General features: G+C 37.0%; 19 protein-coding genes. 17 read left to right on the top strand and 2 right to left on the bottom strand.

Annotation, left to right across the window (positions count from 1 at the left end; genetic code table 11):
* Nucleotides 1–14 precede the first annotated feature (14 nt).
* The 3 genes from BM398_RS15185 (at nt 15) to BM398_RS15175 (ending at nt 2,114) form a co-directional block, all read left to right on the top strand.
* Nucleotides 15–524 carry a helix-turn-helix domain-containing protein gene (locus BM398_RS15185; protein ID WP_092338882.1) on the top strand — a complete coding sequence of 170 codons (510 nt, stop codon included), beginning with the start codon at nt 15–17 and terminating at the stop codon, nt 522–524.
* 317 nt (nt 525–841) lie between these two features.
* Nucleotides 842–1,621, top strand: a complete 780-nt coding sequence (locus BM398_RS15180) for a zinc ribbon domain-containing protein (RefSeq protein WP_092338880.1) — start codon at nt 842–844, stop codon at nt 1,619–1,621.
* Nucleotides 1,622–1,631: 10 nt separating this feature from the next.
* A complete protein-coding gene (locus BM398_RS15175; RefSeq protein ID WP_092338878.1) occupies nt 1,632–2,114 on the top strand; it encodes a hypothetical protein in 483 nt (160 codons plus the stop codon).
* A 54-nt stretch (nt 2,115–2,168) separates the two neighbouring features.
* Here BM398_RS15175 and BM398_RS15170 read toward each other — a convergent pair whose 3' ends face one another.
* Together BM398_RS15170 and BM398_RS15165 are read right to left on the bottom strand one after the other, a co-directional pair.
* Nucleotides 2,169–3,296 carry a ParB/RepB/Spo0J family partition protein gene (locus tag BM398_RS15170; protein ID WP_092338876.1) on the bottom strand — a complete coding sequence of 376 codons (1,128 nt, stop codon included), beginning with the start codon at nt 3,294–3,296 and terminating at the stop codon, nt 2,169–2,171.
* Complete coding sequence (locus BM398_RS15165; RefSeq protein ID WP_092338874.1) at nt 3,296–4,117, bottom strand: ParA family protein; 822 nt, start codon at nt 4,115–4,117, stop codon at nt 3,296–3,298. The genes BM398_RS15170 and BM398_RS15165 overlap by 1 nt, the downstream gene beginning before the upstream one ends.
* A 236-nt stretch (nt 4,118–4,353) precedes the next feature.
* Here BM398_RS15165 and BM398_RS15160 point away from each other — a divergent pair, with 236 nt between their 5' ends.
* From BM398_RS15160 to BM398_RS15095, 14 genes are all read left to right on the top strand, one after another.
* Nucleotides 4,354–5,340, top strand: coding sequence for a ParM/StbA family protein (locus tag BM398_RS15160; RefSeq protein ID WP_092338872.1), 987 nt, complete (start codon nt 4,354–4,356; stop codon nt 5,338–5,340).
* Between the two features lie 6 nt (nt 5,341–5,346).
* Nucleotides 5,347–5,853, top strand: coding sequence for a hypothetical protein (locus BM398_RS15155; RefSeq protein WP_092338870.1), 507 nt, complete (start codon nt 5,347–5,349; stop codon nt 5,851–5,853).
* An 85-nt stretch (nt 5,854–5,938) separates the two neighbouring features.
* Complete coding sequence (locus BM398_RS15150; RefSeq protein ID WP_092338868.1) at nt 5,939–6,316, top strand: hypothetical protein; 378 nt, start codon at nt 5,939–5,941, stop codon at nt 6,314–6,316.
* A gap of 57 nt (nt 6,317–6,373) precedes the next feature.
* Nucleotides 6,374–6,886, top strand: a complete 513-nt coding sequence (locus tag BM398_RS15145; RefSeq protein WP_092338866.1) for a hypothetical protein — start codon at nt 6,374–6,376, stop codon at nt 6,884–6,886.
* Between the two features lie 9 nt (nt 6,887–6,895).
* The gene (locus BM398_RS15140) at nt 6,896–9,271 is read left to right on the top strand and encodes a hypothetical protein (RefSeq protein ID WP_092338864.1); all 2,376 of its coding nucleotides are present in this window, start codon (nt 6,896–6,898) and stop codon (nt 9,269–9,271) included.
* Nucleotides 9,272–9,280: 9 nt separating this feature from the next.
* A complete protein-coding gene (locus tag BM398_RS15135; RefSeq protein ID WP_242949829.1) occupies nt 9,281–11,218 on the top strand; it encodes an NlpC/P60 family protein in 1,938 nt (645 codons plus the stop codon).
* 11 nt (nt 11,219–11,229) lie between these two features.
* On the top strand, nt 11,230–11,853 hold the full coding sequence (locus BM398_RS15130; protein ID WP_092338862.1) for a hypothetical protein: 624 nt from the start codon (nt 11,230–11,232) through the stop codon (nt 11,851–11,853).
* Nucleotides 11,854–11,954: 101 nt separating this feature from the next.
* On the top strand, nt 11,955–12,743 hold the full coding sequence (locus BM398_RS15125) for a hypothetical protein (protein WP_092338860.1): 789 nt from the start codon (nt 11,955–11,957) through the stop codon (nt 12,741–12,743).
* A gap of 15 nt (nt 12,744–12,758) precedes the next feature.
* The gene (locus BM398_RS17255) at nt 12,759–13,235 is read left to right on the top strand and encodes a hypothetical protein (RefSeq protein WP_092338858.1); all 477 of its coding nucleotides are present in this window, start codon (nt 12,759–12,761) and stop codon (nt 13,233–13,235) included.
* Nucleotides 13,236–13,278: 43 nt separating this feature from the next.
* Nucleotides 13,279–15,972, top strand: a complete 2,694-nt coding sequence (locus BM398_RS15115) for a VirB4 family type IV secretion system protein (RefSeq protein ID WP_175531977.1) — start codon at nt 13,279–13,281, stop codon at nt 15,970–15,972.
* A 173-nt stretch (nt 15,973–16,145) separates the two neighbouring features.
* Nucleotides 16,146–16,709 carry a DUF5697 family protein gene (locus BM398_RS15110; protein ID WP_092338853.1) on the top strand — a complete coding sequence of 188 codons (564 nt, stop codon included), beginning with the start codon at nt 16,146–16,148 and terminating at the stop codon, nt 16,707–16,709.
* A gap of 482 nt (nt 16,710–17,191) precedes the next feature.
* Nucleotides 17,192–18,352, top strand: coding sequence for a hypothetical protein (locus tag BM398_RS15105; RefSeq protein ID WP_092338851.1), 1,161 nt, complete (start codon nt 17,192–17,194; stop codon nt 18,350–18,352).
* Nucleotides 18,349–20,433, top strand: coding sequence for a VirD4-like conjugal transfer protein, CD1115 family (locus tag BM398_RS15100; protein WP_092338849.1), 2,085 nt, complete (start codon nt 18,349–18,351; stop codon nt 20,431–20,433). The genes BM398_RS15105 and BM398_RS15100 overlap by 4 nt, the downstream gene beginning before the upstream one ends.
* Nucleotides 20,393–22,186 (top strand): NlpC/P60 family protein, encoded by a 1,794-nt coding sequence (locus BM398_RS15095; protein ID WP_092338847.1) that lies wholly within the window; start codon nt 20,393–20,395, stop codon nt 22,184–22,186. The genes BM398_RS15100 and BM398_RS15095 overlap by 41 nt, the downstream gene beginning before the upstream one ends.
* Nucleotides 22,187–22,206: the final 20 nt, after the last annotated feature.

The following is a 22,206-nucleotide window of genomic DNA, read 5'->3' as shown; positions in this document are numbered from 1 at the left end:
AAAGGGGAATAATAATGGCAACTAAACCAAGGAGTAATTTGTTCGCAAACAGGTTAAAGTCCATTAGAATAAGCAGGAAATTAAAGCAGTCAGAGTTCTGCGAAAGTTTCTCTATTTTTTGTGGAATGGATAAAATACTTCCAGTTTCCACACTCTCATCGTGGGAAATAGGGGCAAAGAGACCAAACTATGAGACATTGATACAATTGGCTGATTATTTTGGAATAACCGTAGATTTTCTTATAGGAAGAAGCTCGGCTGAAAATGAGAATGTCGGATCTAATGGATTCCTATTCCTTGATGATTTCCTTGTAGAGATTGAAGAAAAAGATTTGATACTCTATGATAACAAGCCGGTATTTATCACTTATAATGATGGCCAGAAAAATTATGGAGAATGGGGAATATATAATAAACGTAAAGATGTTTTTAGATGCTCTGAACAGTCCGTAAGACACGCACCGTTCTTTAAGTATTACGCTTGTACTCCAGATTCATTTCCACAACCCAAACGTATTAAATAAAAAAGATTTGTAATATGTCAGTTTCGGCTGACATATTTTTTTGTGAGTTTTAAAAATCTCTTGTAAATGATACGCTAATAGTGTAAACTACAATTAATCCAATTCCTTATTTTTCCTGTTGTTGGTTGTAGTAAAACAAGGTTTTGCTATGCCAGTTAACCCGAATTAAGGGCCTCCCCACAAGTGAATGTGGGTAAAATTATCATTCTCTCTTTTTAGAGTGGGTGATTTTTTTATTGAATTTTTATGTTGTAAAAAGTACACTAATGGTGTAATATCACTGTATAAAGATTATTGTAACCCAAAGGAGGATGTCCATGGCGCAGCTTATCAGATGCCCACATTGCAACAAATTTATTGATAAAAATTCAAAAATATGCCCCAAATGTTCACAGCCTCTTATAGATAATAAAACCATGCAGGAGCAGCCTATAGTTCAAAATGCCGCGCTAAAGCATGAGTCTGTGCAGAAAATAAAAGAGTCTGAGTTTGTAGGTAAAGATATTGAAAGCAAAGGGGCTGTATATAAGCCCTATGACTTGGAACCTCAGTCTGAAATAGATCAGCTTGATGATATAGAAGTTGATAAGCCTAAAGAGGCTACCTGCTTAGAACCTAAAATAGAACACGAGCTAGAAGAAAATGAGACTCCTGAAGAACAGATTTCCACGGATAAAGAAATGGAAGCTTTTTATGCTTCAATGAGACAGGATAAAACAGACAAAAAGAAAAATGAAAAGGTTTCTGATGATGTGTCTAGTGGTAAGAGAATCTCTGAATTTGTAGGAAATTTCGCGTCTAACATTGTGAATAATTCAAAATCCATCATTGGCAAAGGCAAGGATGTTGATGAGGAAGCATTTGAAGAACCTGAGAATAATCCGCTAATAACTTCCTTTACAAGAGAGCGCACTAAGAACATAAATAATGATCCTCAGAAAAAAACATATAATGCAAATGCAGATGGTTATTATGATTATGTAACAGCTGAGATAGATGCCAGGACAGAGCATGTGACTACAGAAATGGTCATCAAGACTGTTTCATTTACCGCCATTGTTACCGTAATTGTTGTAGGCATGATTAACTTTATCTAAAGAGGTTTGTATGAAAAAAAAAGATTTTTTGACGTATAAAGAACTTCCTGTATGTATCAGAGGTCAGCTGGTTTCTTTTGTAATATTAGGGATAGGATTGATGATTTTTGGACTGTCCGTTGCAATAGGAATGCAGTCGTTAGACATGCTGCTCATATTGCTCATGATCCTTATAGCTTTTGCAATATTTTGTATATCATGGAGCCTGCCTTTTTTCTCCAATAAAATTCGGATAATAGAAGGAAGAATTAAAGAAATTGAGAGCAATGAAAAGACTGAAAAAGGTTTGTCAGGTATATTTGCAAGAGAGCTTGTAAGATATACTTTTACACTTGATGTTGAAGGTCAAGAAGTGAGTGTTATAAAGACCGGCACTAAGATTAAGAAAAAAGATGTAAATGTGGTATTGTATGTACCGGAAGATGCAATTATTCAAAAATCTGACGGTTCAATCTTTATAAGCCGAATTTTGTATGTAGAAAATGTAAAGTGAAATATACGCCGATTATCAAAAGCCCCGCTATCGAAAAATAGCGAGGCTTTAATTTTACATACTTTCAAGTATCTTGATGAGTTTGTTCAATTTCTTTATAAGAGCTTCTTTCGTAGCCTTATTTATTTTGATTCTTTTAATCTCCTCTTCCATCCTATCAGTATACGCATAAAGCTGAGATTCAGATTCTTTTGGATTACTCATAGCAATAGGTATATCTTGAACCTCTCCATAACTATCTTCTTCTACTGCAACATCTGATGGAAGTCGATCATGTCCTTCAAACTTAGGAAGGCTATCTACTATGCTGGGCGAATCTAAGAGATCCACATTTTCAAGCTCAAGTTCCTTTTTGTCCTCTTCTGCCTGCTTTAATTTCTCAGCAAGCTTTTCTTCTATCATTTCCTGGTGTTCCTGAACAGCTTGTTCGAGTTTTTCTCTTTCTTTGCGATCTTTTTCAATTTGAAGTTCATTCTTAATTTCGCCAACATACATATTTACTACAGGAGTATCAATCTCTGCGGTAGGATTTTTTTCAAGATGTTTTCTAAGTCTATCCGCTAACTGTTTCTGCTTTTCAGCAGGGAAATTCACAGCATCTTCAAAAGCCTCATATGGGAAATTTTTAGCTTTTGCAAGTTCCTGAATATCATCAGCAAGCTTTAACAGCGATTTAAGTTTTGATACTTTTGTTCTTGATATGCTGAATATTTCACCAAGGCGGGTATTGATATCGCCCTTAAAGTTCTCTTCTCTCAGTATTGTTTCATAATATTGGATTGATCTTGCAAGTTCTATTGGAGAAAGAACACGGGTATTGATATTACTTTCAACGAGCTTTTTTCTTACAAGGATATCATCTTCAGGTTCCATGATTATACATGGGATAGTTCTCCAGCCAAGTCTTTTTACAGCAGCATATCTTCTGTGACCAGATGATATCTGATACTTGCCACCAGGAAGACGATATACGTCTATTGCACCGTTAAAGCCGATGCTCTTAATACTTTCCACCAAGCCTTCAACATTTTCCATAGTAAAGAGCTTTATGTTATCAGGGTTTGGCACTATCTCGTCAAGAGGAATATCCTTAACAAGTTTTGAATTAGATTCCTCTACGCTTTTTTTTGTAATTCTTCCAAGTTTTTGTAAAGATTCCGTTCTTGATATATTTATAGCCATTATTTCTTTCCTTTCTTTGCGGCTTTGATTTTGTCTAAAAATTCATTTGTAAGGTCTATGTAGTCAAGAGATAATGTGTCTTTTGGTTTATAATAGGAAATTGGCTTTCCTACTATCCTGGCATCCAAAGCTATAGTTTTTCTTCTGATTGTTGATTTAAAGATAGTCTCAACACCCATCTGGTCTTTACAATAGGCAATAATCTGTCTGTTGACTGAGCCTTGTACAGAAGTAAATACAACGCCTAATAGCTCAAGACCAGTATTATCTGTCTCTGTTCTTATCCTGTTTTTTGTATCAATAAGATCACTATATCCTACAAGAGAGTCCATATCAGCAAATGCCGGTACTATAATATAGTCGCAAACTCTCAAGGCACTTTCTGTGAGACTACTGATATATCCAGGACAATCAAAGATACAATAATCAAATTGTTCTTCAAGATCAGGAGTAAAGAACCTCTTAAAGAAGTCATAATCATTCCATTCTTTTCTGAATACTTCTGCATTGAATCTTTTATCCGACGGAACAAGACTGATATTTGTTTCCTGAGGAATATAACCGTGAGCTCTGTGAGACCACTTTTTAAAAGAAATATTATAGATTACGTCTTCTTTGGCGGCTTCTTCGATTATGTAATCAAATAAAGTATTTTCGCAATCTCCTTCAATAGTTCTTAAATAAGAAGTGGCTGTACACTGTGCATCAATATCGATGACAAGTACTTTTTTCTTTTTCTGGGAAAGACAGCCAGCAATATTGACAACGGAAGTTGATTTGCCGACTCCGCCCTTTTGGTTAAAAATTAATAATTTTTCCATACAACGACCTCCAAAATCAAGTATACAAAACCTCAAGTATGATAGTCAATATAAACATACACAAATGTGTTTTAAAGTTCAAAATTGTACGGCAAAGGAAATGTCCCCGACTAGAATTCAAATGTCCGCTACCAAAATCAAATTTATAGGGGACAAAATATTGACATTCAACACTAATGATATTACACTAACGATAAATACACTAATAGTAAAATGAAAAGGAGGATTGAATTTATATGTTGTTATATACCGGAATTGACGAAGGCAACTATGATATCAAGAGCCCTCATGAAACCATGCCTGCTGGATATACAAGTTCAGAGATTCTGCCACCAATGGTAGATGAATATCTTTTTTATAATGGCGTATATTATGTGCCTAGTCAAAAAAGGTTTAAATATCTTGAAGACAAAACCGTCAATGAGCGTTCACTTATCTTAGTGCTTTTTGGAATTGCAAAGGAACTTAAAAACCTTGCAGAAAAAAAAGTAGGAAAGGACGGAAATATACAGGCAGAGATTTCAAAGTATACAGAAATAGCATTGGGCGTTGGACTTCCCCCATCACATATGATGGCTAAAGGAGCTGCACAGAAAAAAATCAGATACCTTGAAGATTACATGAAAAATGGAATCGAATTTGAGTGTTACGGACTTAAATATTCATTTAAGATGATATTTTGCAAGGTATTTCCACAGGATTATGCTGCAATCGTAGCAAATACAGATGACGATATCATAAAGAATTATCCCAAATTTGTTGCGGTAGATATTGGTGGCGGAACAATGGATGTAATTTCTTGTGTTGATCATATGCCCGATACGGCATCATGTAGTTCGGTAAAATCTGGGATTTTATACATGTATCAGAATATTATTCTTGATTGTAAGCGTGCTCTTGGAATATCTATCGAAAACAAAGATATTGAATGCGTTATCAAAAAAGATAGAACTGTTCTTCCTGAAGAAGCAAAAAACTTAATTCTGTCCGGAGTGCAGAAGTGGGTAGATGAAAATATTATAAATGAACTTTCGCAATGTAATGTCAGCTTTGAATCTACGCCTGTGGTATTCCTTGGGGGTGGCTCAAAATTACTTAGGCCATTCATAAATAAAAACAAGGTAATAACGAATCAACATTACCTAAAAGATCCGGCAAGAGCAAATGCAAAAGGTTATGCGGTTTTAATTAAGCAAATGTATCAAGCTTCTTTAAAGAGGTGATAAAGCATGGCAAAGGGAAATAGCTATAACAGAAAAAAAGAGAACTACTACGAAATGACACTTTATTTTTCATCATCAAAAAAGGAAGAAGTATCACTATATTTTTTTTTAAAGCAATTGACTCAAAGAAGAAAAGCAACGGCATTTATAACAAAGCTATTTTCTGAGTACTTAAGACTTTGTGGTTATAAAGATCCAACATCTATCAAATACGAGGATATTAAAAGGCTTCCATGTATTTCGGAGCTTATTGAGAAAAAAAAGCAAAATAATGAGGATGCGGCAGGACTTTTAAACATGCTAAAAAGTCTGATGACTCAGGAATCAAAATCAGCGTATGAACCAACACAAGAAAGAATAAGGACTGTAGGAGAACCTAAAGCTATTTCTTTCGAAAAAGAAAAAATCAGCTTAGAGCCAGAAGGTGAGATTGAAGAAGATACCCCGCAAGATAACGAAAATATTGATAACTCATGGCTCACAGGACTGGCCTCTTTCATGGGGGGCCAATAATAAGTGACTCTTGCAAATACACCGAGGGTGTATTATACTTAATACAACATAGGTGTAATAAGATTTTCACAAGGAGGATTCGGAAATGAAGATCAATATATTAACAAAGAGAGCTTTTAAAGCAGCATCTCAGAAAGCAATACTTCTTGCAGGAATGATTGCAACGACATTGGGGACTACAGTATCAGTACTTGCGGCTGATGATACATTATTCTCTACAATAAATGCAAATAACCAAACAGTACTTGACGAGGTAGTAGGATTTGCTGATAAGACAATCCTCCCGTGGGTTGTACTTGGATATTTCCTTTCGCTTGGATTTGCAGGTACAAACGAGAAGGTAGTTGGTGCACTCAGATCGGCAGCAAAGGTAATATTAATTGCTTTCGTTGGTGTCAATCTGACGAATGGTTTCGCCAACTTTATAATCTGGGTGGCAAATACACTTGGCGGAGCTGCCTAACCAAGCAACGTCAGAATCGAAGGGAGCTTTTAGCTCCCTTTTTTTGGAGTAAAACATATGAAAAAAACACATTCACTTATTTTATTACTCTTTTTGCTTATTGGAATCGCTTTATTTAAAATTCCATCATATGCTTCAGAAAAAAAGGGGCATTCAAAAATACCGGGGCAATCGATAAACTATCCAGACGATAATACAAAAATATCTGGCAGCGAAAAGAGCACTACTATAATAGAAAACAAGGTGCCCAATGAAGTAATCTCAGATGCACCTAGTGCTCCGCCCTTAAGTAACAGCGTCTTTTCTCAAAGTTATTGGCTTAGCAAGATTCCTAATGAAATAATTCCTATAAAGATAAAAGGATATATTATACAGGCTGTTAACAGCTATACAATCTTTGCAACTATAATCCTTGCAGTGCTATTTACGTTTTTAGGAATTGCAGCTATGGATGAACAAAAAACCAAAATAGCGAAAAGGGCACTGGAAATTCTTATTTCATCAATTATCGTGATGAATCTGCTTTCACCAATAATACATTTAGGATTATGGATGGCAGGAGCGTTATAAGGAGAATATATGGAAATATTTAGAAAGAGTAAAGAATTAAGGCGTTCGGCAATTGCAGCATTACTAATTGCGGCTTCGTTAATGATTGGAATGATAAATACCCAAAATCAAAAGGTTGAATCGAGTGCGTTTATTTTCCCAGGGCTTTTGACAAAGATCACTATAGGAGCAATTTGTGATGGCCTGGAAAATGCAGTGACAACAAAATCAATGAATGGAATGGTAGCATGGGTGGACAAGCAATATCAGTACTTGACATCTGCAACCTCTCAGACGTTCTTTGAGAAGTTTGCACCTGATATTACCACATTCTTTGAAATGACAGCTACTGATTGGAATGCGTATGCTGTATTTAGGGTATTAGGAACTATTATTGCAATCCTTATCACTATATTTATGTTTTGGATGATTGCGCTGGGAGCCTTAAAAATAGCAGATGTAAAAGAAACACCACTTCAGCTTGTTGGTGGACTTTTTTTAGCGCTCTCTATAATTTTCATATCAGAACAATTTGCTAATTTTTTCTTTGACATAACAATGCTTTTATGGGAACAGATGAAAGCACCAGAGCACTTAAATGGTCTCGATGCATGGACAGTGCTGTACTTTGTGCTTTATCCAGTTACTCTTTCATCCGTATTTTGGGGCACGAGTCTTAGTGATGTAAAATCAAGTGAAAATATAGGGCAAGCTTTAGTAAGATTTGGTTCCATGATGGTTGAGCAAAAGTATAAGCCCATCATTGCGATTTTTAATCTTATTATAGGCTTAATATTCGCCAAAGAGGTACTTAATTTCATGGTGGAAATAGCAGAAAGATACATTGTGTCTTGCCTTCTTGCTGTGTTTATGCCAGTAGCAGCGGGGACAATTCCATCTAAAGTATCAAGAAGTATCTTTGGCAAATACCTTCAGATGTTTGTATCACAGCTATTTTTACTTCTTATGAATGCAGTGTTCATGATAGGGGTATTAAAAATGATAACGGAAGGTGGACTTTTAGAAGATAACTCTCTGACGGGTTGGATATTCATGTATGCATACTTGCGCGCGGCACAGAGAGTTGACAGGTATATGTTTACTATGGGACTTTCCGTTGCAGTTACCGGTGGCAATGTATTTGATTCAATCGGTTCATCTCTTCGCCAGTTTGGAGGACTTCTTAGATACGGGCAGGCAGGAACGGATGCCGCAGGCGGTGCGCTTGTCAGAGCAGGAGTTAACGGATTGAATCCTGGGATGGTACAAATTGGAAAAAAGCTAAAAGATGCATCACATCCTTTAAAGACTCTTTCTTCTGGCGAAATATCTATCGGTGGTACAGGAGGACTTTTGCAGAGTGCTAAGAAACTTGGTACGATGCAAGATACAATATCTAAACTTACGCCTGAAATGATGGACGCTTCAATGGCTAAGATGGCATTTGCTGGTGGTACAGACGCAAGAGCTCTTAGCTCGATGGCACCTGCAACAAAGCAGACACTTCTCGATAACATGTACGGTCCGAAAACTCCTAAACTTAAGAATATCAGTTTCAATCAGGATGGTACGCAGAGTGGCATTTATGTTGATGAGAATGGTAATAAAGCTGCGGTCACAATCGGTGGTTCAAAGGGTAATGTTGTTGGAAGTCTGACAGGGCAGACACCGGATCTTAAGGGTGAAGTATTTGATATTCATTCTAATGGTGTTGAGATGGCTGGAACAGTCATCGGCGTTGATGGTGAAAAAGACTTTGAAAGAGCAAGCATCCTGAGTGGCGTAGATATTAATGGAATTGAAGACCAGGATATTAGAGACAATCTTGATCACATAACAATAAATTCAGATGGAAGTGCATCTTTGTATGATGGAGATGGTGATCTTATGGCGAGGTCATACAAAGACGGTATGGTTTATGATAACGGAAATGCTTTTGATAATACTGATGGTCAGTTCGAGCAGTTGCCAGAATTTAGAGATCTTGAAGGCGTAAGATTTATCATAGAACCAGGCAAATTTGATAATATGTCAGATGCAGTTGTTCATATTATCGGAAAAGATTCAGAAGGAACATATCATGACAGGGCATGCTATAACATGGCATATACTGGAAACGATTTTAAGCCTCCTGTAGGTAGATATATTGGTGATATCGGTGGATATAATGACGAAGCGGCAGGATTCTATAAAGTATATGACATTACGCCTGAGAAAGTACTAACAAGGAACACTAATACGGGAAATGAAGCTCAGGATAAAGCAAACAAAGAATGGAATGAAAGAAATAAAAATAGTATTGAAAAATATGTAAATGTAATAACTAACTATGACAGAAGCGAAAAGAAATTAAATACTCGTAAGTTCTCTACCGTATACGATAAATTTAAGAAGCAAAAAGGGTAAAGAAAACGAATGGCAAATTATTACGATTACGATGAAGAAAATCAACAAGAGCAAGGCTCTGAAATAGACACTGGGCAACTAATAGATGATGCGAAGGACTTGTATGAAAAATTTAAAGATCATACAGGTCCTAAGAGTGACGCAAGCTCTCAAGATGTACAGTCTCCAAAAATAGAAGATATTTCTCCAGGACAATCAGAACTTTTATCAGGTAGTGAAAATACGCCTGAAGTAGATTATTCTGCTATAAGGAATAGCGAAAGGAACGTAGATCGTTTAACCGAGAATGCGGCGCAAGCACAAGAAACATCTGCTGAGGCATCTGAAATAGGTGGTATTGCAACAGAAACAGCAGAAGGCATGGCTGAAGGGGCTGCAAAAGATGTTGCAGTGCAGGTAGCCGAAAGAGGGGCTGAAAAAGGAGCGGAAGCCGCCGCAAGCGCAGGGGCTGAAGCCGCAGCCGCAGGAGCAGCAGAAGGAGTAACTACCGCTGGAGTTGAAGCAGGAGCATCTTCAACCGGTGTAGGAGCTGTTGCAGTAGCGATATATGAGGCGGCAAAAGCAACGTGTAAAGTTGCTACTTCATGGGGAAAGATAATCACAGGCGAAACACGGAAAAGCGGTTTTGGCTGGATAATGTGGATCATACTTTTATTAGTGATGTTTAATGGAAATATGAATTACACTTATAAAACAACGTTTGGCTCAATGGATGAAAACTATGCTGAGGGGCAATACTCTGATAAGTTCGATATCAAGGATACTGACTGGGGGTTTAACTGGTTCTTCAATATGTTTGATAATGAAGAGGATGAGATCGGTGAATATGATAGTGAGAAAGAATTTACTGAAGGGTGTGACAGAGCAAAGAAATATATTAATAAAGGTTTTGAAAGAGCCCTTGATATCGCAAAAAAATCTGAGCTTCCCTGGATAATCAGTAAAGAAGGGTATGATTACGAACTGACGATGTCATCATTTGAAAATGAGGAAGAACACTTTTACGATGATGTGAACTACGCAGAGATAATTGAAGTAATTCAGCAAAAAAAAGAACTTAATTCAGAGAATCTTACCTATAAGGAATTTAAGAAACTCTTTAATCCTGTCTTAAAGCCGTGGAAATTACAGCTTCTATATAGGATGAAGGTTGAACCGGACTGGGCAGAAAAGACAATAGAACACTATGATCTTGAAGGACATGTCATAGATACCACAACGGTAATGGTTTTATATGGCAAAGTAACCTTAAGGCATTACGATCTTAAATCGTTATATAGATTTATTGAAGTTGATGCTTTTGACTTTAATTTACAAGTAGACAATATGATAAATATAAATCTACTAGATGAATCGGAAGAAAATTTAAGATGTTATGCTGATTATTATGAATTTGGGCCGTATAAAAGAACTGAATGGGATTATGGCTTTGACGAATCGGAATATGTTTACAGCGGAGCACTTTTGCGGGAATTTGAGAGAATAATTATAGGAGACATAAATCCCGATGAAGAGCTCAAAGTTGGTGATATCATGTTCTATTCAACTGGTTATAACGGCAGACACAAGAATATAACGCACGTAGCTATATATGCGGGCAATGATATGATGGTAGACGCTTCAAGCGGAAAGGGAGTTGTTGTGTATAGAAGCGTATATTCAGGTCTTAATCCTAAGCGTATTGTTTCTATATGCCGTCCACTATCAGATGATGATGATGGAGCAAGACAGCAGCTACTTGATTTTGCATTATCCCAGTGTGGAAAGGAATATTCACAAGAAAATAGAACTTCAGAGGGATATTATGACTGTTCTTCATTTGTGTCAGCCGTATATCGTAGTATAGGTATAGAATTTGGTGGATATGCGCCAGTTGCAGCCGACATATGCAAATACAATGAAAATGCCGGAAATCTTATAGCGATATCATATCCAAGAAGTAAATAAGGAGTACTTTGATGAAGAAAGAAGTCAGAACAGCCATTATAGTGACCATTGCAGGAGTGGTAGTAGTGTTAGGCTTTTCCATATATACGGTTCTTTCAGGCAAAGATGAAGAAGTTGCAGGAGAGGAATCCGATATCAATATTTCCGTACAAGGTTCAATGGAAGCATCTGTACCTGATGAATTTTATGAAGGCGACAGGCTACTTGAAAATGAAAGAGGGCAGATAACAGGATATATCGATGACCAGGATGTATTAATGTCAAAAGATATGATGAGCACAAGAAATCACATACTTTTTACGGAAGCGCTGACAAATTTTCTAAATAATTCGGGTTATCCTTCAGAGCGGATAATAATAATACCTGAGAGTGCAGGTTCTGAAGGAAGTGTGTCTCATTTTACTGCAAGTGTAGATGGATATGACGATATAACATTGTACATAGAATCGTATAATACTATCGACGCATTTTCCTTTGTTCTCTTAAAAGGAGATGTTGTAGTCGCAAGTAGCAGGGATGATTATCAAAAAGAAACTGAGTCTTATATAAAGGGATTAGAAGAAAATTATAGAGAGGCAGCTACTTCACTAAGCACAGAGATAACACTAGATGTGGACGACGATACGTGCAGATGATTTTGGATATCGATATTTGGGCCCATAACGTTTTTATGGGCTTTTTATTTGCATAAAATACACAAAAGGTGTAATATTAGAAGGGTAAACAGGAGGGATTTATGAGTAAAATATACACATTTAAAAGCAACATAAAGAAGAAAAGTCCATTCAATAAAACAGTAGTAGCAATCGCACTTGCTGTCAGTTTTATCGCTGGTGGTTCAGGTGGTTACTATCTTTACAACCATAAATTTGCAAACGAAACAAAAGAACAGTCTTCAGGTAGTACCGAGCCTGAATCCGAGACCAATAAGCCAAACTATATTGGAGAGACAGCTTTTGATGGTTCAGAAGAAGTAGACAATAGGCTTTTTGAATATGCTTATCCGTCTGAATCTGAAGGTTACACAAATAATAAAAAGCTTTATGAAGAACTTGGCGATTATAAGATGCGGGCTATCAGCGATAGGGCAGATGCGATTGGGACAGAATTATTCTCATTTGATTATAGGAAAGTTAGGACAGATTATGACACCTATTACAACACTCTTTCATCTATGTTCAGAGATGTCGTATATGACGACGATACAGATCAGGATGTTGTTCTTTCAGAAATGATCGCAGATTTTTCTGATGTAGAACTTCAGATGACAGCCGACTATAAGACGAGCAAGTTCATGATTTATCAGAACGGAATGCCAATGTACGTTAGAGGAATCCTTACAGTTTATATATGGTCTTGCAAGGATATCGAAAAGGTTAGCAAATATTTCCCAACGACACTTAAAGTTGGAGAAGATAATACCTTTGTCTATGAGATGGAGATCCTCAATTCTATGGATTCACATAAAGCAGAGAAAATGCAGATATTTGATTATTATGACTGCAAATTCCTAGATATCTTATAAAGGAGACCAGCTATTATGGCAAATCAAGTTAATCAGATTCAGGATTTTGTACCAAACAATAGGTCCATGCAAAAAAAAATCGGGCCATTTTTCATAAGAAACATTATCGAAGCAAGCGCTACCGCAGGAGTCATCGGAGCAATTATTTGGGCGCTTCCATTCATTATTAAAGCAAAGATAATCTTTACTTTGGTCTTTTGCGGATTGGCGATTATATTCAACCTTATAGGCATACGAAATAAATCTATATGTCAGGTCATCATGCTATGGATACGGCATCTTGTAATAAGAAGAGGATTACGATTAGGGAGCGTGAACGATGAAATTAAAAACAGTAAGTTTAAGCAAACAAGTGAAGCATATAGAAAGATCAGAGATTTCTGGGACGACAAGAACCTTGCAGCATCCGATGAAACTGAAGACACTATCAGTAAACAGCTTGCAAGATTCACAAAACAATTTATCAGAAACATCGCAGATAATCTCGGTTAATGAAAAAAAAGCAAAAAAGCAGGAAGAATATAAGATTAGAGTTTTGACCAAAACAGAGCAAATAGCTGAACCTGAGCCAATAAACGCAAAAGTAGAAAGTCCGGAAACGCTTAAAGAGGATCTTAAAAGCACCGAGAAAATCAATACGATACCGCCTAAGAGAAAAGGGAAAGTAAAGTTTTTTTCACAGATTGACGCAAGTGGATTTACTCAGACAAAGACCGGTATTAAAGATGTTATAGGCAATATGATAATCACAAATGATAATAAATATCACATGATAATGGAGATATTTCCTATCAATTATTATCAGCGAGATGAAGCCAACAAACTTGCTATAATAGAAAACTTTAAGTCTTTATTCATAGAATGTCCTATAGATGGACACTTCAAGATGACTATGGAGAAGACCAACGTAAAGACTTTTATAAATCATCTTAGAGAAGTTTGCCCAGATGATTGTATGGATGAAGCTAGATTAGATATCAGAGATCAGCTTATAGAAAAAGTGCAGGAGCTCGGTACTACAGATACAATCAATTATAGATACTATTTCATTTTTAAATATGAGGGCAATACTAATGGGCAATTCTCAAGTGATATCAATGAAATATATCAGGCAATGATGGTGCAGAGGTATTCAATTAAAAGCATTCTTGAGACTTACGGAAACCTAGTAGCAGAATCTGAAAATCCAACGCTTCATACGATAGAGACGCTGTATAAGCTATTTTGTAAGAAATCTAGTGAAACTGAGTCGATTGTAAACAGAGTTATAAGGATACAAAGTGACTATAGAAAGTTTTGTGCTTCACGTGGCATAGAATATTCTGAGCAGTTAATAGACAAGGCGGATTACTTCTCTCCAAAAGGAATGGCTTTTAGCTACCATCCTGAGACAGCTCTTATAGATGGTCTTTATACCACATACCTTGTTATTAAAGATAATGGATATCCTGGCGCGGTTATTCCCGACTGGCTCAATTTGGTAAGATCAAGAAAGATCATGGTCGGTTTTAATGTTGATATAGACTTTTTCTATCACAAGCTTAACTACGATATAACCCTCAACGCAATCGAAAGAAAGAAAACATGGCAGTCCGTATCATATAAACAAACAAATAGGGAAGGACAAAAGAATTCACTTGCCAATAAGCTTACAAATTCCAATTACATAATTGACCGTATGAGAAAATATAAAGAGGATCTTTTTGATTGTTGCACAGTATTCACACTTTATGGTCCTGACCTTAAAAAGCTGCTTGCTGGAAAAGGACTTTTCATTAAGCACTTATCAGGAAACGGAATTAAGTGCGAAGAGAGTTTTTACGACACAGAAGATTTCTACGACATGACAAGACCTCTTTGCCATTTCCAAAATAAGATATTCAGAAGGAACAGCAGGAATATGCTCACATCGACATTGAGGGATCTTTACTGTTTTACTACTTACACTTTATCAGATCCCAAAGGGCTTATTATGGGGCCAAACCTTGAAAATAATACGATATTTGCCTTCGATAACTTTAATACAGGTCTGTTTAAAAATGGAAATATACTCATCATCGGTCCCCCGGGTTCTGGAAAGACATATTTGACACTTGCCCTAGCTGCTAGGTGGCTTGTAAATGGAGTAAAGGTATACTTTATATTACCTACTAAAGGTTATGAATATCAGGGAGCTGTTGAAAAATGGGGTGGAATATATTTAAAAGTTGCTCCGGGGGCAAAGTTTACATTTAATCCTATGGAGATATATCCTCAAAAGAGTAGCATTTTAGAAGTAGATAAAGATAATGAAGAGGAAAAAGAAAAAGATAATAAAACACCACTTCTTGTAAAAAAGATTACATATCTTTGTTCATTCTTCAAACTTCTAGCTGATTCAGAAGGCAATTCAAGCATTACTCTTTCAGTTGCAGATCTTAACAGAATGAACTCACTTCTAAAAGAGCTTTATGCTGACTTTAATATCACAGAAGATGATAATTCAATTTGGAGGGATAAAGAAACCGGAAGAAAAAGACGATCACCGCAGTTTGAGGATTGGCAGAAAAGGATTAAAGGAGATCCAAGACTTTCGATATACGCTGAGCTTCTTGATCCATTTGTTTCGGGAACATTCTCAAATTTCAATGGTCAGACAGATATAGATATCGATAAAAAAGTGATTGCCTTTGATGTTGAGGCCGAAGATATTGGAGAAGATCTTTTACCATCAATTATGTATCTTTGCCAAGGATTTGTGAATGAAGTTATAAGAGCAGACATGAACACATTTGGAGTAAGTGTAACAGATGAGGCTTGGAGACTTATGCAGAGTCCTTCAGCAGCACAACAGATGCAGAAAGAAGCAAGGCTTATAAGAGGTTATGGTGGGGCGTGTTGCTTTGCTACTCAGAATATACAGGAGTTTAAAAACCCTGCCGGTGAAGCAATCATAGCATGCTCAGAATCTGTGATAGTCCTTTCCTTGAAACCCAGCCAGTTCAAAGTTGTTTCTGAAGTACTTGAACTTACAGACAGAGATAAAATTATCCTTACAGAGACATTTGCTAAGACAAGAGGTTGTGGATTATTTATAAGCAACGGTTCGAAAATTATGTTTCAGCTCGACACATCAGTTGAGGAAGAAGCTCTTTACACTACAGACCTAAATGTAAAACGGACAATAAACGAAAAACTAAAAGCTAAAGAGCTCGAAAGAAAGATAAAGATGTCTCGGACAAATAGATAAATGTCCAAGACAAAGCAAATATTGTCTTGGACAAATTTAAAAACAATTATGGATATTTTTAAAATTGTCGGGGACAAATATGTAAATATCTCGGACAAACAGTAAAATGCACGGGACAAAAGAAGATTTGGCCAGGACAAACACATTCAAAATACACTAAAAGGAGAGTTAATATGATATTATGCAATGAATCAAAAATGATACTACAGTTTATCAAAGAGATAGGTGGTATTACAAATGAACAGATTGATGCTCTTTTCCCAAAAGCTGACTCTAGAGCAAAAAAGTATTATATCAATGCACTCAATGGAACATATATTAAGGAGACTTCAAGAGGAAGCGGAAGATATGTCGCGCTATCAGGTAAAGTGCCATTCCTTGAGAAGAATGAAATGGCAGGTTGGGTACTTCTTAAGAACGACGTTAATATGGAGCCGGACACAAAGGAATACTTCAAGGCAGCGCACCCTGCGCAGATATATTTCATGTCGGGTGGCAAGGTATATACAGTGGTATACATTGATGAAAATGGTGCACCCATCATCAATGCTATGAACGAACAGTACTTTAACCATAATACGCAACCGGACGAAAATAGTGCATTTATCTTTGTAACCACATCGAAAGCAGCAAGAGATATCGTACTTAATACAAGTATCAAAGCACCGTTTCTTGGAGCTTTCATTTCTAGAGACAACAATCAGATCAGTATAGAATATGACATTTTTGAGGATTAAAGAGCACTTATAAAAGGTGTAATACAAGTGATAGTTAACAGTGTAATAGAAAATAGTTAGTGGTGTAAAAACTAATAACGATAACTATTGAAAATCACACCATATACAACCTTTATCAGTATAGATTTTATCTATGGTCTACACAAAAAATAATCCTGCCTTGGGAAGTGCTAGGGAATAAAAACCCCGCTTAAGCCAAACCATTCCTGCGCCGCCGCAACAGTAAGAGCAGACACGCCTTGGATAATCATCTGCTCGCAGGCAGACAGTATACCATGACAAACTAAAGAAAGAGAGTAAAGTAACCATTGGGATGCAAAGAGAGAAGAAACAGGACAGAAATTGATAAAGATAGTGGGATAACGAATACAGGTTTTAAGTTTTTGGAATGAGCGGTACAAAATAATCCTACAAAACACAAATGTGTTTGAAATGGGCGGGTAAGAGTTTAGAAAACAGTTGCGAAAAAGGGAATCGATACTATGAAAAAGAAATCAACACGAATCATCAAAAGCGGAAAGAGGATTGAGATTTTAAAGACACTTTATGCTAATGGAGTTCTACCTTATAAATCACTAAAGCTATATAACGGAGAGACGGGACTTACACAGCGAAAAGTAAAGGAAATGGAGAAAGATGGTGAGATAGTAAGATACGGGACGGGAAAAGATAGCGTGATCACATTAAAGAATGGTTGGAAAGAAGGCACACTTCATTGGAAGGATAATGCATTTATAGTTCGAAGGGAAATGTTACAGGAAGAGATGTGTAAGTGCTTAAGTGAAGGCGGTACGAGACTTAATAGGTTTTCAAAAAGAGCAGAGTTAAATCTCATGATGCACCTTGCCGGGGTAGGAGCATATCCCGATGAGAAGCCCGAAATGAATGATATCTCACATAAAACCCTTGATGCTTTTTACTATAACGCAGATGAAGTAAAGGATGCTATATGTTACCTTGATGACGTTAAAGAAGAAGATGGAAAGAAACAGACTACCATATCGAGATTAGCGGGGCTTGAAATATCTAAAGGTGGGATATATGCAACCTATTCTCTTGGAAATAAGCTTATTGAATGGAACCGCTATGGGGAAGTGCGAATGAAAGAGCTTGTTAAGAGAACCCTTGGGGAATGGAACCCAAAAATCATAGAACAAAATCCAATCGACTGTATCATCTTTGCGGACGACTATAAGTTATTTGAGAGAGTGATTCTAAACGAGCTTTCAACATATCCGGCATATAACACAAAGATCTTGCTTAACATCGATTTTGCATATAACCATATGTATGCTTTGCCGACAGACAAGAATGGAATAGCATTGCTTGAAGAAATGAAAAAGAAAGACTGGCTTAAAGATATGAGACATATACTACTTGGAAATCATACTCCCCCACCTATAGGCACGCAGGTAGTATGCGATGCATTAGAGGATGATAAGTACATTCTGATGTTTACATCCTGCGATATCTCTCGATTGAAGTCTTTTATAAAAAGGGCACGTATGGCAGAAGCGCCGGAGAAGTTTATAGTCTATTGTTTCTCATTCCAGACACCACTCATCAAGCGACTTGTAGGAGATTACGTGACTATTGGAGAGATAGAGTTAGATGACTATAAGGAAGAGGTACGAAAGTTATGAAATTAAGAATAGTTGGCGCTAAAGATGCATCAGATAATGAACAGGGTTTTGTTAAAGCTTTTAAGATTAGCTTTGCAAAATTTAAGGAGTCTTTAAAAGACCATAAAAAAAGAACCATCTTTATAACCCTGGTAGTAATCTTTTTAGCCTGGTGGGTAACAGGGGCGTTTGTCCAATTTGTCATGGAAGATGAAATAAGCTTTGCTCCAGGGGATTGTATCATCGAAACATTTTTTTATCCTTTATCACTAATATTGTGGCTAGTAATATGCGGTTCATCTGCCATGTGTATAATGCGCTGGTCAAGGATGCTGCACAAAGATTACATAATCGATGAACGTACCGGAACTAAGATATCAGTAAATGATAACACGTATGGTTCAGCTCACTTCATGGATGAAAAAGAAAAACAAAAATACCTTGAGATGGACAAAGATGTGAACAAGATAGCAAAACCCATCCTCGGGATAGACGAGAAAAAAAGAGTATGCGCTAGAGATGATACAGTACGATTTACCAACTCCAACGTTATTATCTTCGGACCTCCCGGATCGGGTAAATCAGTCTGCATTATCAATAACGATGTACTTCAAGCTGTAAAGGCTGGACAATCGATCATCGTAGTAGATACAAAGGGAGCGGTATATAAAGATACAGCGTATGTAGGAGAAAAAGCAGGTTATAACGTAAAGATTTTCAATACCAAACCTGATGAAGTACAGTATTCGGATGCATGTGATATACTCGCCAACATCAAATATGACAATACGCGCCAGGGAATAAATAAGGCCAAAGGCATTGCAGCCTCTATAGTAAACATAATCATGGAACAGACACATAACGAGAGAGATAAAGGTTCCATCTGGTATACAGGAGCACAGAACCTTTTAACAGCGCTTATCCTTATCGTTAAATGGGATCAGACAATCCCGGAAAATAAAAGGACACTTGGAAAAGTTTACGAGATACTTGTAGAACAGAAAAACTATACAAGTATCGAGGCTACATATGGTGATATCGCTTCACAGAAAGGACATCCAGCATACGAGGCTTGGCAGACATTCTCAGGTTCAACTCCGATCGTAAAAGAATCTGTTTATGGAGGACTTATGACATCGCTTTATTTTATGTCATCCGAAGATGTAAGAGAGATTCTTTCAAATGAGGAAATCTCGTTCTCGGCACCGGGATTTGAAAAGTGTATCTACTACATAGTTATTCCAGACAATGATAACACCAACAAAGTTTTATCAACGCTGTTTATCGAACAGCTCTTTAGGGCACTTACATCAGCAGCTGATTCAATGGAAGAAGCAGGAGAGATGAGACTTCCTGTAACTGTAAACTTTGAGATTGATGAGGCAAAGCAGGTTGGTAAGCTCTCCATGTTTGTAGAAAAACTTTCCTCAGTAAGATCAAGAGGTATAAATATCAAAACAGTATTTCAGGATCTTTCTCAAGTCAAACAGCTATATCCAAATGACGAATGGCGAACAGTCATATCAGATTGTACGACGATGATAGTACTCAGGATAGGTAACGATAATGACTTTGCAGAATACATCTCAAGAAGACTTGGCGGCTTTACCTATTACGAAGAGAACGAGTCATATAATGAAAATGTGGCAGATCCTATACATCTTCATGAAAGCTATGGCGTAAGAGGTGGAAGAGGACAACGTGCATTAATGACTCCACAAGAGCTTCAAGGGAATGGAACAAAAGGATTAAAAGATGAAGAACTCCTTGTGATCATAAACGGAGCAGGAGTAACAAGGCTTGATATGTTTATGTGGTGGCTACATCCATACTATAAGCTTCTCCACCTTGATAATATCAAGACTAAGAGATTTACGAAACATAGAACTCCTGAATGGAGTAAGAGGATGTATGGAGGAATTTCCGGAGATACTGCCAACACATCTCTATCTGATCTTACTCAGCCACAAGAACACAAAAACGGGATAAAAAAAATATCACTATCCCAAGAAAACTCAGGAAGTGTAAGACCTGAAAGAAGACCATATGAGGAGAATGTAAATGGACGTAAGGTTGTTAAAGCAAAGAGTCTTAGGCGGTAGCCTTTCTCTTATCATGGCAGTATCATCATTTTTTAATACTAAGATGATAGTAAACGCCTATACAGATGCGCAGGAAGAAATGTGGAAGAATCTCTATAATGCCACAAAGGAGATTGAGAAGGTTTTTATCGGAGAGTATGAAGCGGTAAGACAGCGGCTTGTAGATAAAGTAAGGGATGAAAAGCTTGATGAAACACTGTCTCTTATGAGCTTCGATAACCAAAAAAATCCTCTTGTAGGAACTAATTACATCGAGATCATAGCTCTTTATTCAGCTATAAAAAAACACTGCCAGCTTAACGGCAAGGAAATAAAGACAGGATTTGCAGGAATACCGTTTATCAGTATGGAAGTAACAAAAGAATCCATCACGGAAGATATCCCGGCGCTTATCCCAAAGTATGAGGTTAAGAACGATGGATACTTCCACAAGGTAGGAAATGAGATCATCAAGGAGGAAACAACTGTTCCTGTGTACACGGAAATAGAAGGTTTAAAAGGCAGCTATGAGATAACAGGGACTACAAAAGTAGCCCCCGAAGAAAAGACGACACCGTATCTTAAGGCCACGCTTGAAAGGTCATCCTTTGATACCATAGCAGAATATTTCGGACTGACTTTTTCGGCGATAGAAGACAAATATAAAGAGTATTATGATGCCATAAATTCAATCCTCAATCCCAAAACACTTACTCAAAATACCTTTATCGAGCTTCGACGTAACTTTGACTTTATATCAGAGATGAGCGTTGATGAACTCAACAGCTATATAAAGAATATGACAGAGGAACAGAGAAAGATAATCCTTCTTGCCAAGACGTTTATAGGGCAGATACCTTATCAGTGGGGTGGAAAAGCTGAGATGGGGGGATATAACAATTCGTGGTGGACATATGATGAAAACGGAGAACAAAGAGGGCTCGACTGTTCAGGCTTTGTCCAGTGGATATATATGACCGCAGGATATTCACCTGATATAACTTCAAAGCTTATATCCACATCAAGCATGGCAGATAATCTTTACGATATACCAGAGAGTCAGCTTCAGCCTGGTGACATAGGGCTGCTTTATAACGGGCAAGGGGAAGGCATAAATCACTGCGGCATTTACGTAGGTGCAGGCTATTTCATCCACTGTTCATCAAAAAAAGGAACAGTTACGCTTTCTAGGTTTCCTTTTAAATATTACAAATCCATTACACCAAGAGTGTATTTTACTATTGACAATAATTCAGAGGAGGCTTATTATGATAATGACTATTACACCATTAGCGAAGATAATGCAATTAAACCAATATCAGAAGAAGAATTTTTAGCCGAGGAAGAGAGTATTTCATCTGAATACATTTCAGATATAGACCTTTCTTCTGAAGATAATAAAAGTATTTATCTTCTTGCACAGCTTATGACACACGAAGCTCTTAATCAAGGTTACAACGGATGGGTAGCTGTAGGTGAAGTAGTAAGGAACAGAGTTTTATCAAAAATGTTCCCATCATCGTATGAAGAAGTTATCTATCAAGAGGGGCAATTCACCGGAACATCAGAGCTTAAGACGATAACCCCGTCAGAAGAAATATTATCAGTAGCAAAAGATGTATTTCTTGGGAGGATCTCATTACTTAACAATCTGAACGTTCTATATTTCAGAAATCCCAAGATCACAAATAACATCCCTGCAACCGCACAGGTAGATTGGGGGGAACACACATGGTTCACAGCCGTTAATGAACACGCATTTTATTTACAGTAACGGCAAAAAATAAAATCTCT

The organism is Butyrivibrio sp. M55 (assembly GCF_900116865.1).
In the GTDB taxonomy this organism is placed as follows: Bacteria; Bacillota; Clostridia; order Lachnospirales; family Lachnospiraceae; genus Butyrivibrio.
The sequence above is the reverse complement of the archived record's forward strand: the minus strand, read 5'-3'. Positions and strand labels throughout refer to the sequence as shown.

Coding starts and splice junctions, on each gene's coding strand:
- BM398_RS15185 (WP_092338882.1), top strand. CDS start 15: ATGGCAACTAAACCAAGGAGTAATTTGTTCGCAAACAGGTTAAAGTCC.
- BM398_RS15180 (WP_092338880.1), top strand. CDS start 842: ATGGCGCAGCTTATCAGATGCCCACATTGCAACAAATTTATTGATAAA.
- BM398_RS15175 (WP_092338878.1), top strand. CDS start 1,632: ATGAAAAAAAAAGATTTTTTGACGTATAAAGAACTTCCTGTATGTATC.
- BM398_RS15170 (WP_092338876.1), bottom strand. CDS start 3,296: ATGGCTATAAATATATCAAGAACGGAATCTTTACAAAAACTTGGAAGA.
- BM398_RS15165 (WP_092338874.1), bottom strand. CDS start 4,117: ATGGAAAAATTATTAATTTTTAACCAAAAGGGCGGAGTCGGCAAATCA.
- BM398_RS15160 (WP_092338872.1), top strand. CDS start 4,354: ATGTTGTTATATACCGGAATTGACGAAGGCAACTATGATATCAAGAGC.
- BM398_RS15155 (WP_092338870.1), top strand. CDS start 5,347: ATGGCAAAGGGAAATAGCTATAACAGAAAAAAAGAGAACTACTACGAA.
- BM398_RS15150 (WP_092338868.1), top strand. CDS start 5,939: ATGAAGATCAATATATTAACAAAGAGAGCTTTTAAAGCAGCATCTCAG.
- BM398_RS15145 (WP_092338866.1), top strand. CDS start 6,374: ATGAAAAAAACACATTCACTTATTTTATTACTCTTTTTGCTTATTGGA.
- BM398_RS15140 (WP_092338864.1), top strand. CDS start 6,896: ATGGAAATATTTAGAAAGAGTAAAGAATTAAGGCGTTCGGCAATTGCA.
- BM398_RS15135 (WP_242949829.1), top strand. CDS start 9,281: ATGGCAAATTATTACGATTACGATGAAGAAAATCAACAAGAGCAAGGC.
- BM398_RS15130 (WP_092338862.1), top strand. CDS start 11,230: ATGAAGAAAGAAGTCAGAACAGCCATTATAGTGACCATTGCAGGAGTG.
- BM398_RS15125 (WP_092338860.1), top strand. CDS start 11,955: ATGAGTAAAATATACACATTTAAAAGCAACATAAAGAAGAAAAGTCCA.
- BM398_RS17255 (WP_092338858.1), top strand. CDS start 12,759: ATGGCAAATCAAGTTAATCAGATTCAGGATTTTGTACCAAACAATAGG.
- BM398_RS15110 (WP_092338853.1), top strand. CDS start 16,146: ATGATATTATGCAATGAATCAAAAATGATACTACAGTTTATCAAAGAG.
- BM398_RS15105 (WP_092338851.1), top strand. CDS start 17,192: ATGAAAAAGAAATCAACACGAATCATCAAAAGCGGAAAGAGGATTGAG.
- BM398_RS15100 (WP_092338849.1), top strand. CDS start 18,349: ATGAAATTAAGAATAGTTGGCGCTAAAGATGCATCAGATAATGAACAG.
- BM398_RS15095 (WP_092338847.1), top strand. CDS start 20,393: ATGGACGTAAGGTTGTTAAAGCAAAGAGTCTTAGGCGGTAGCCTTTCT.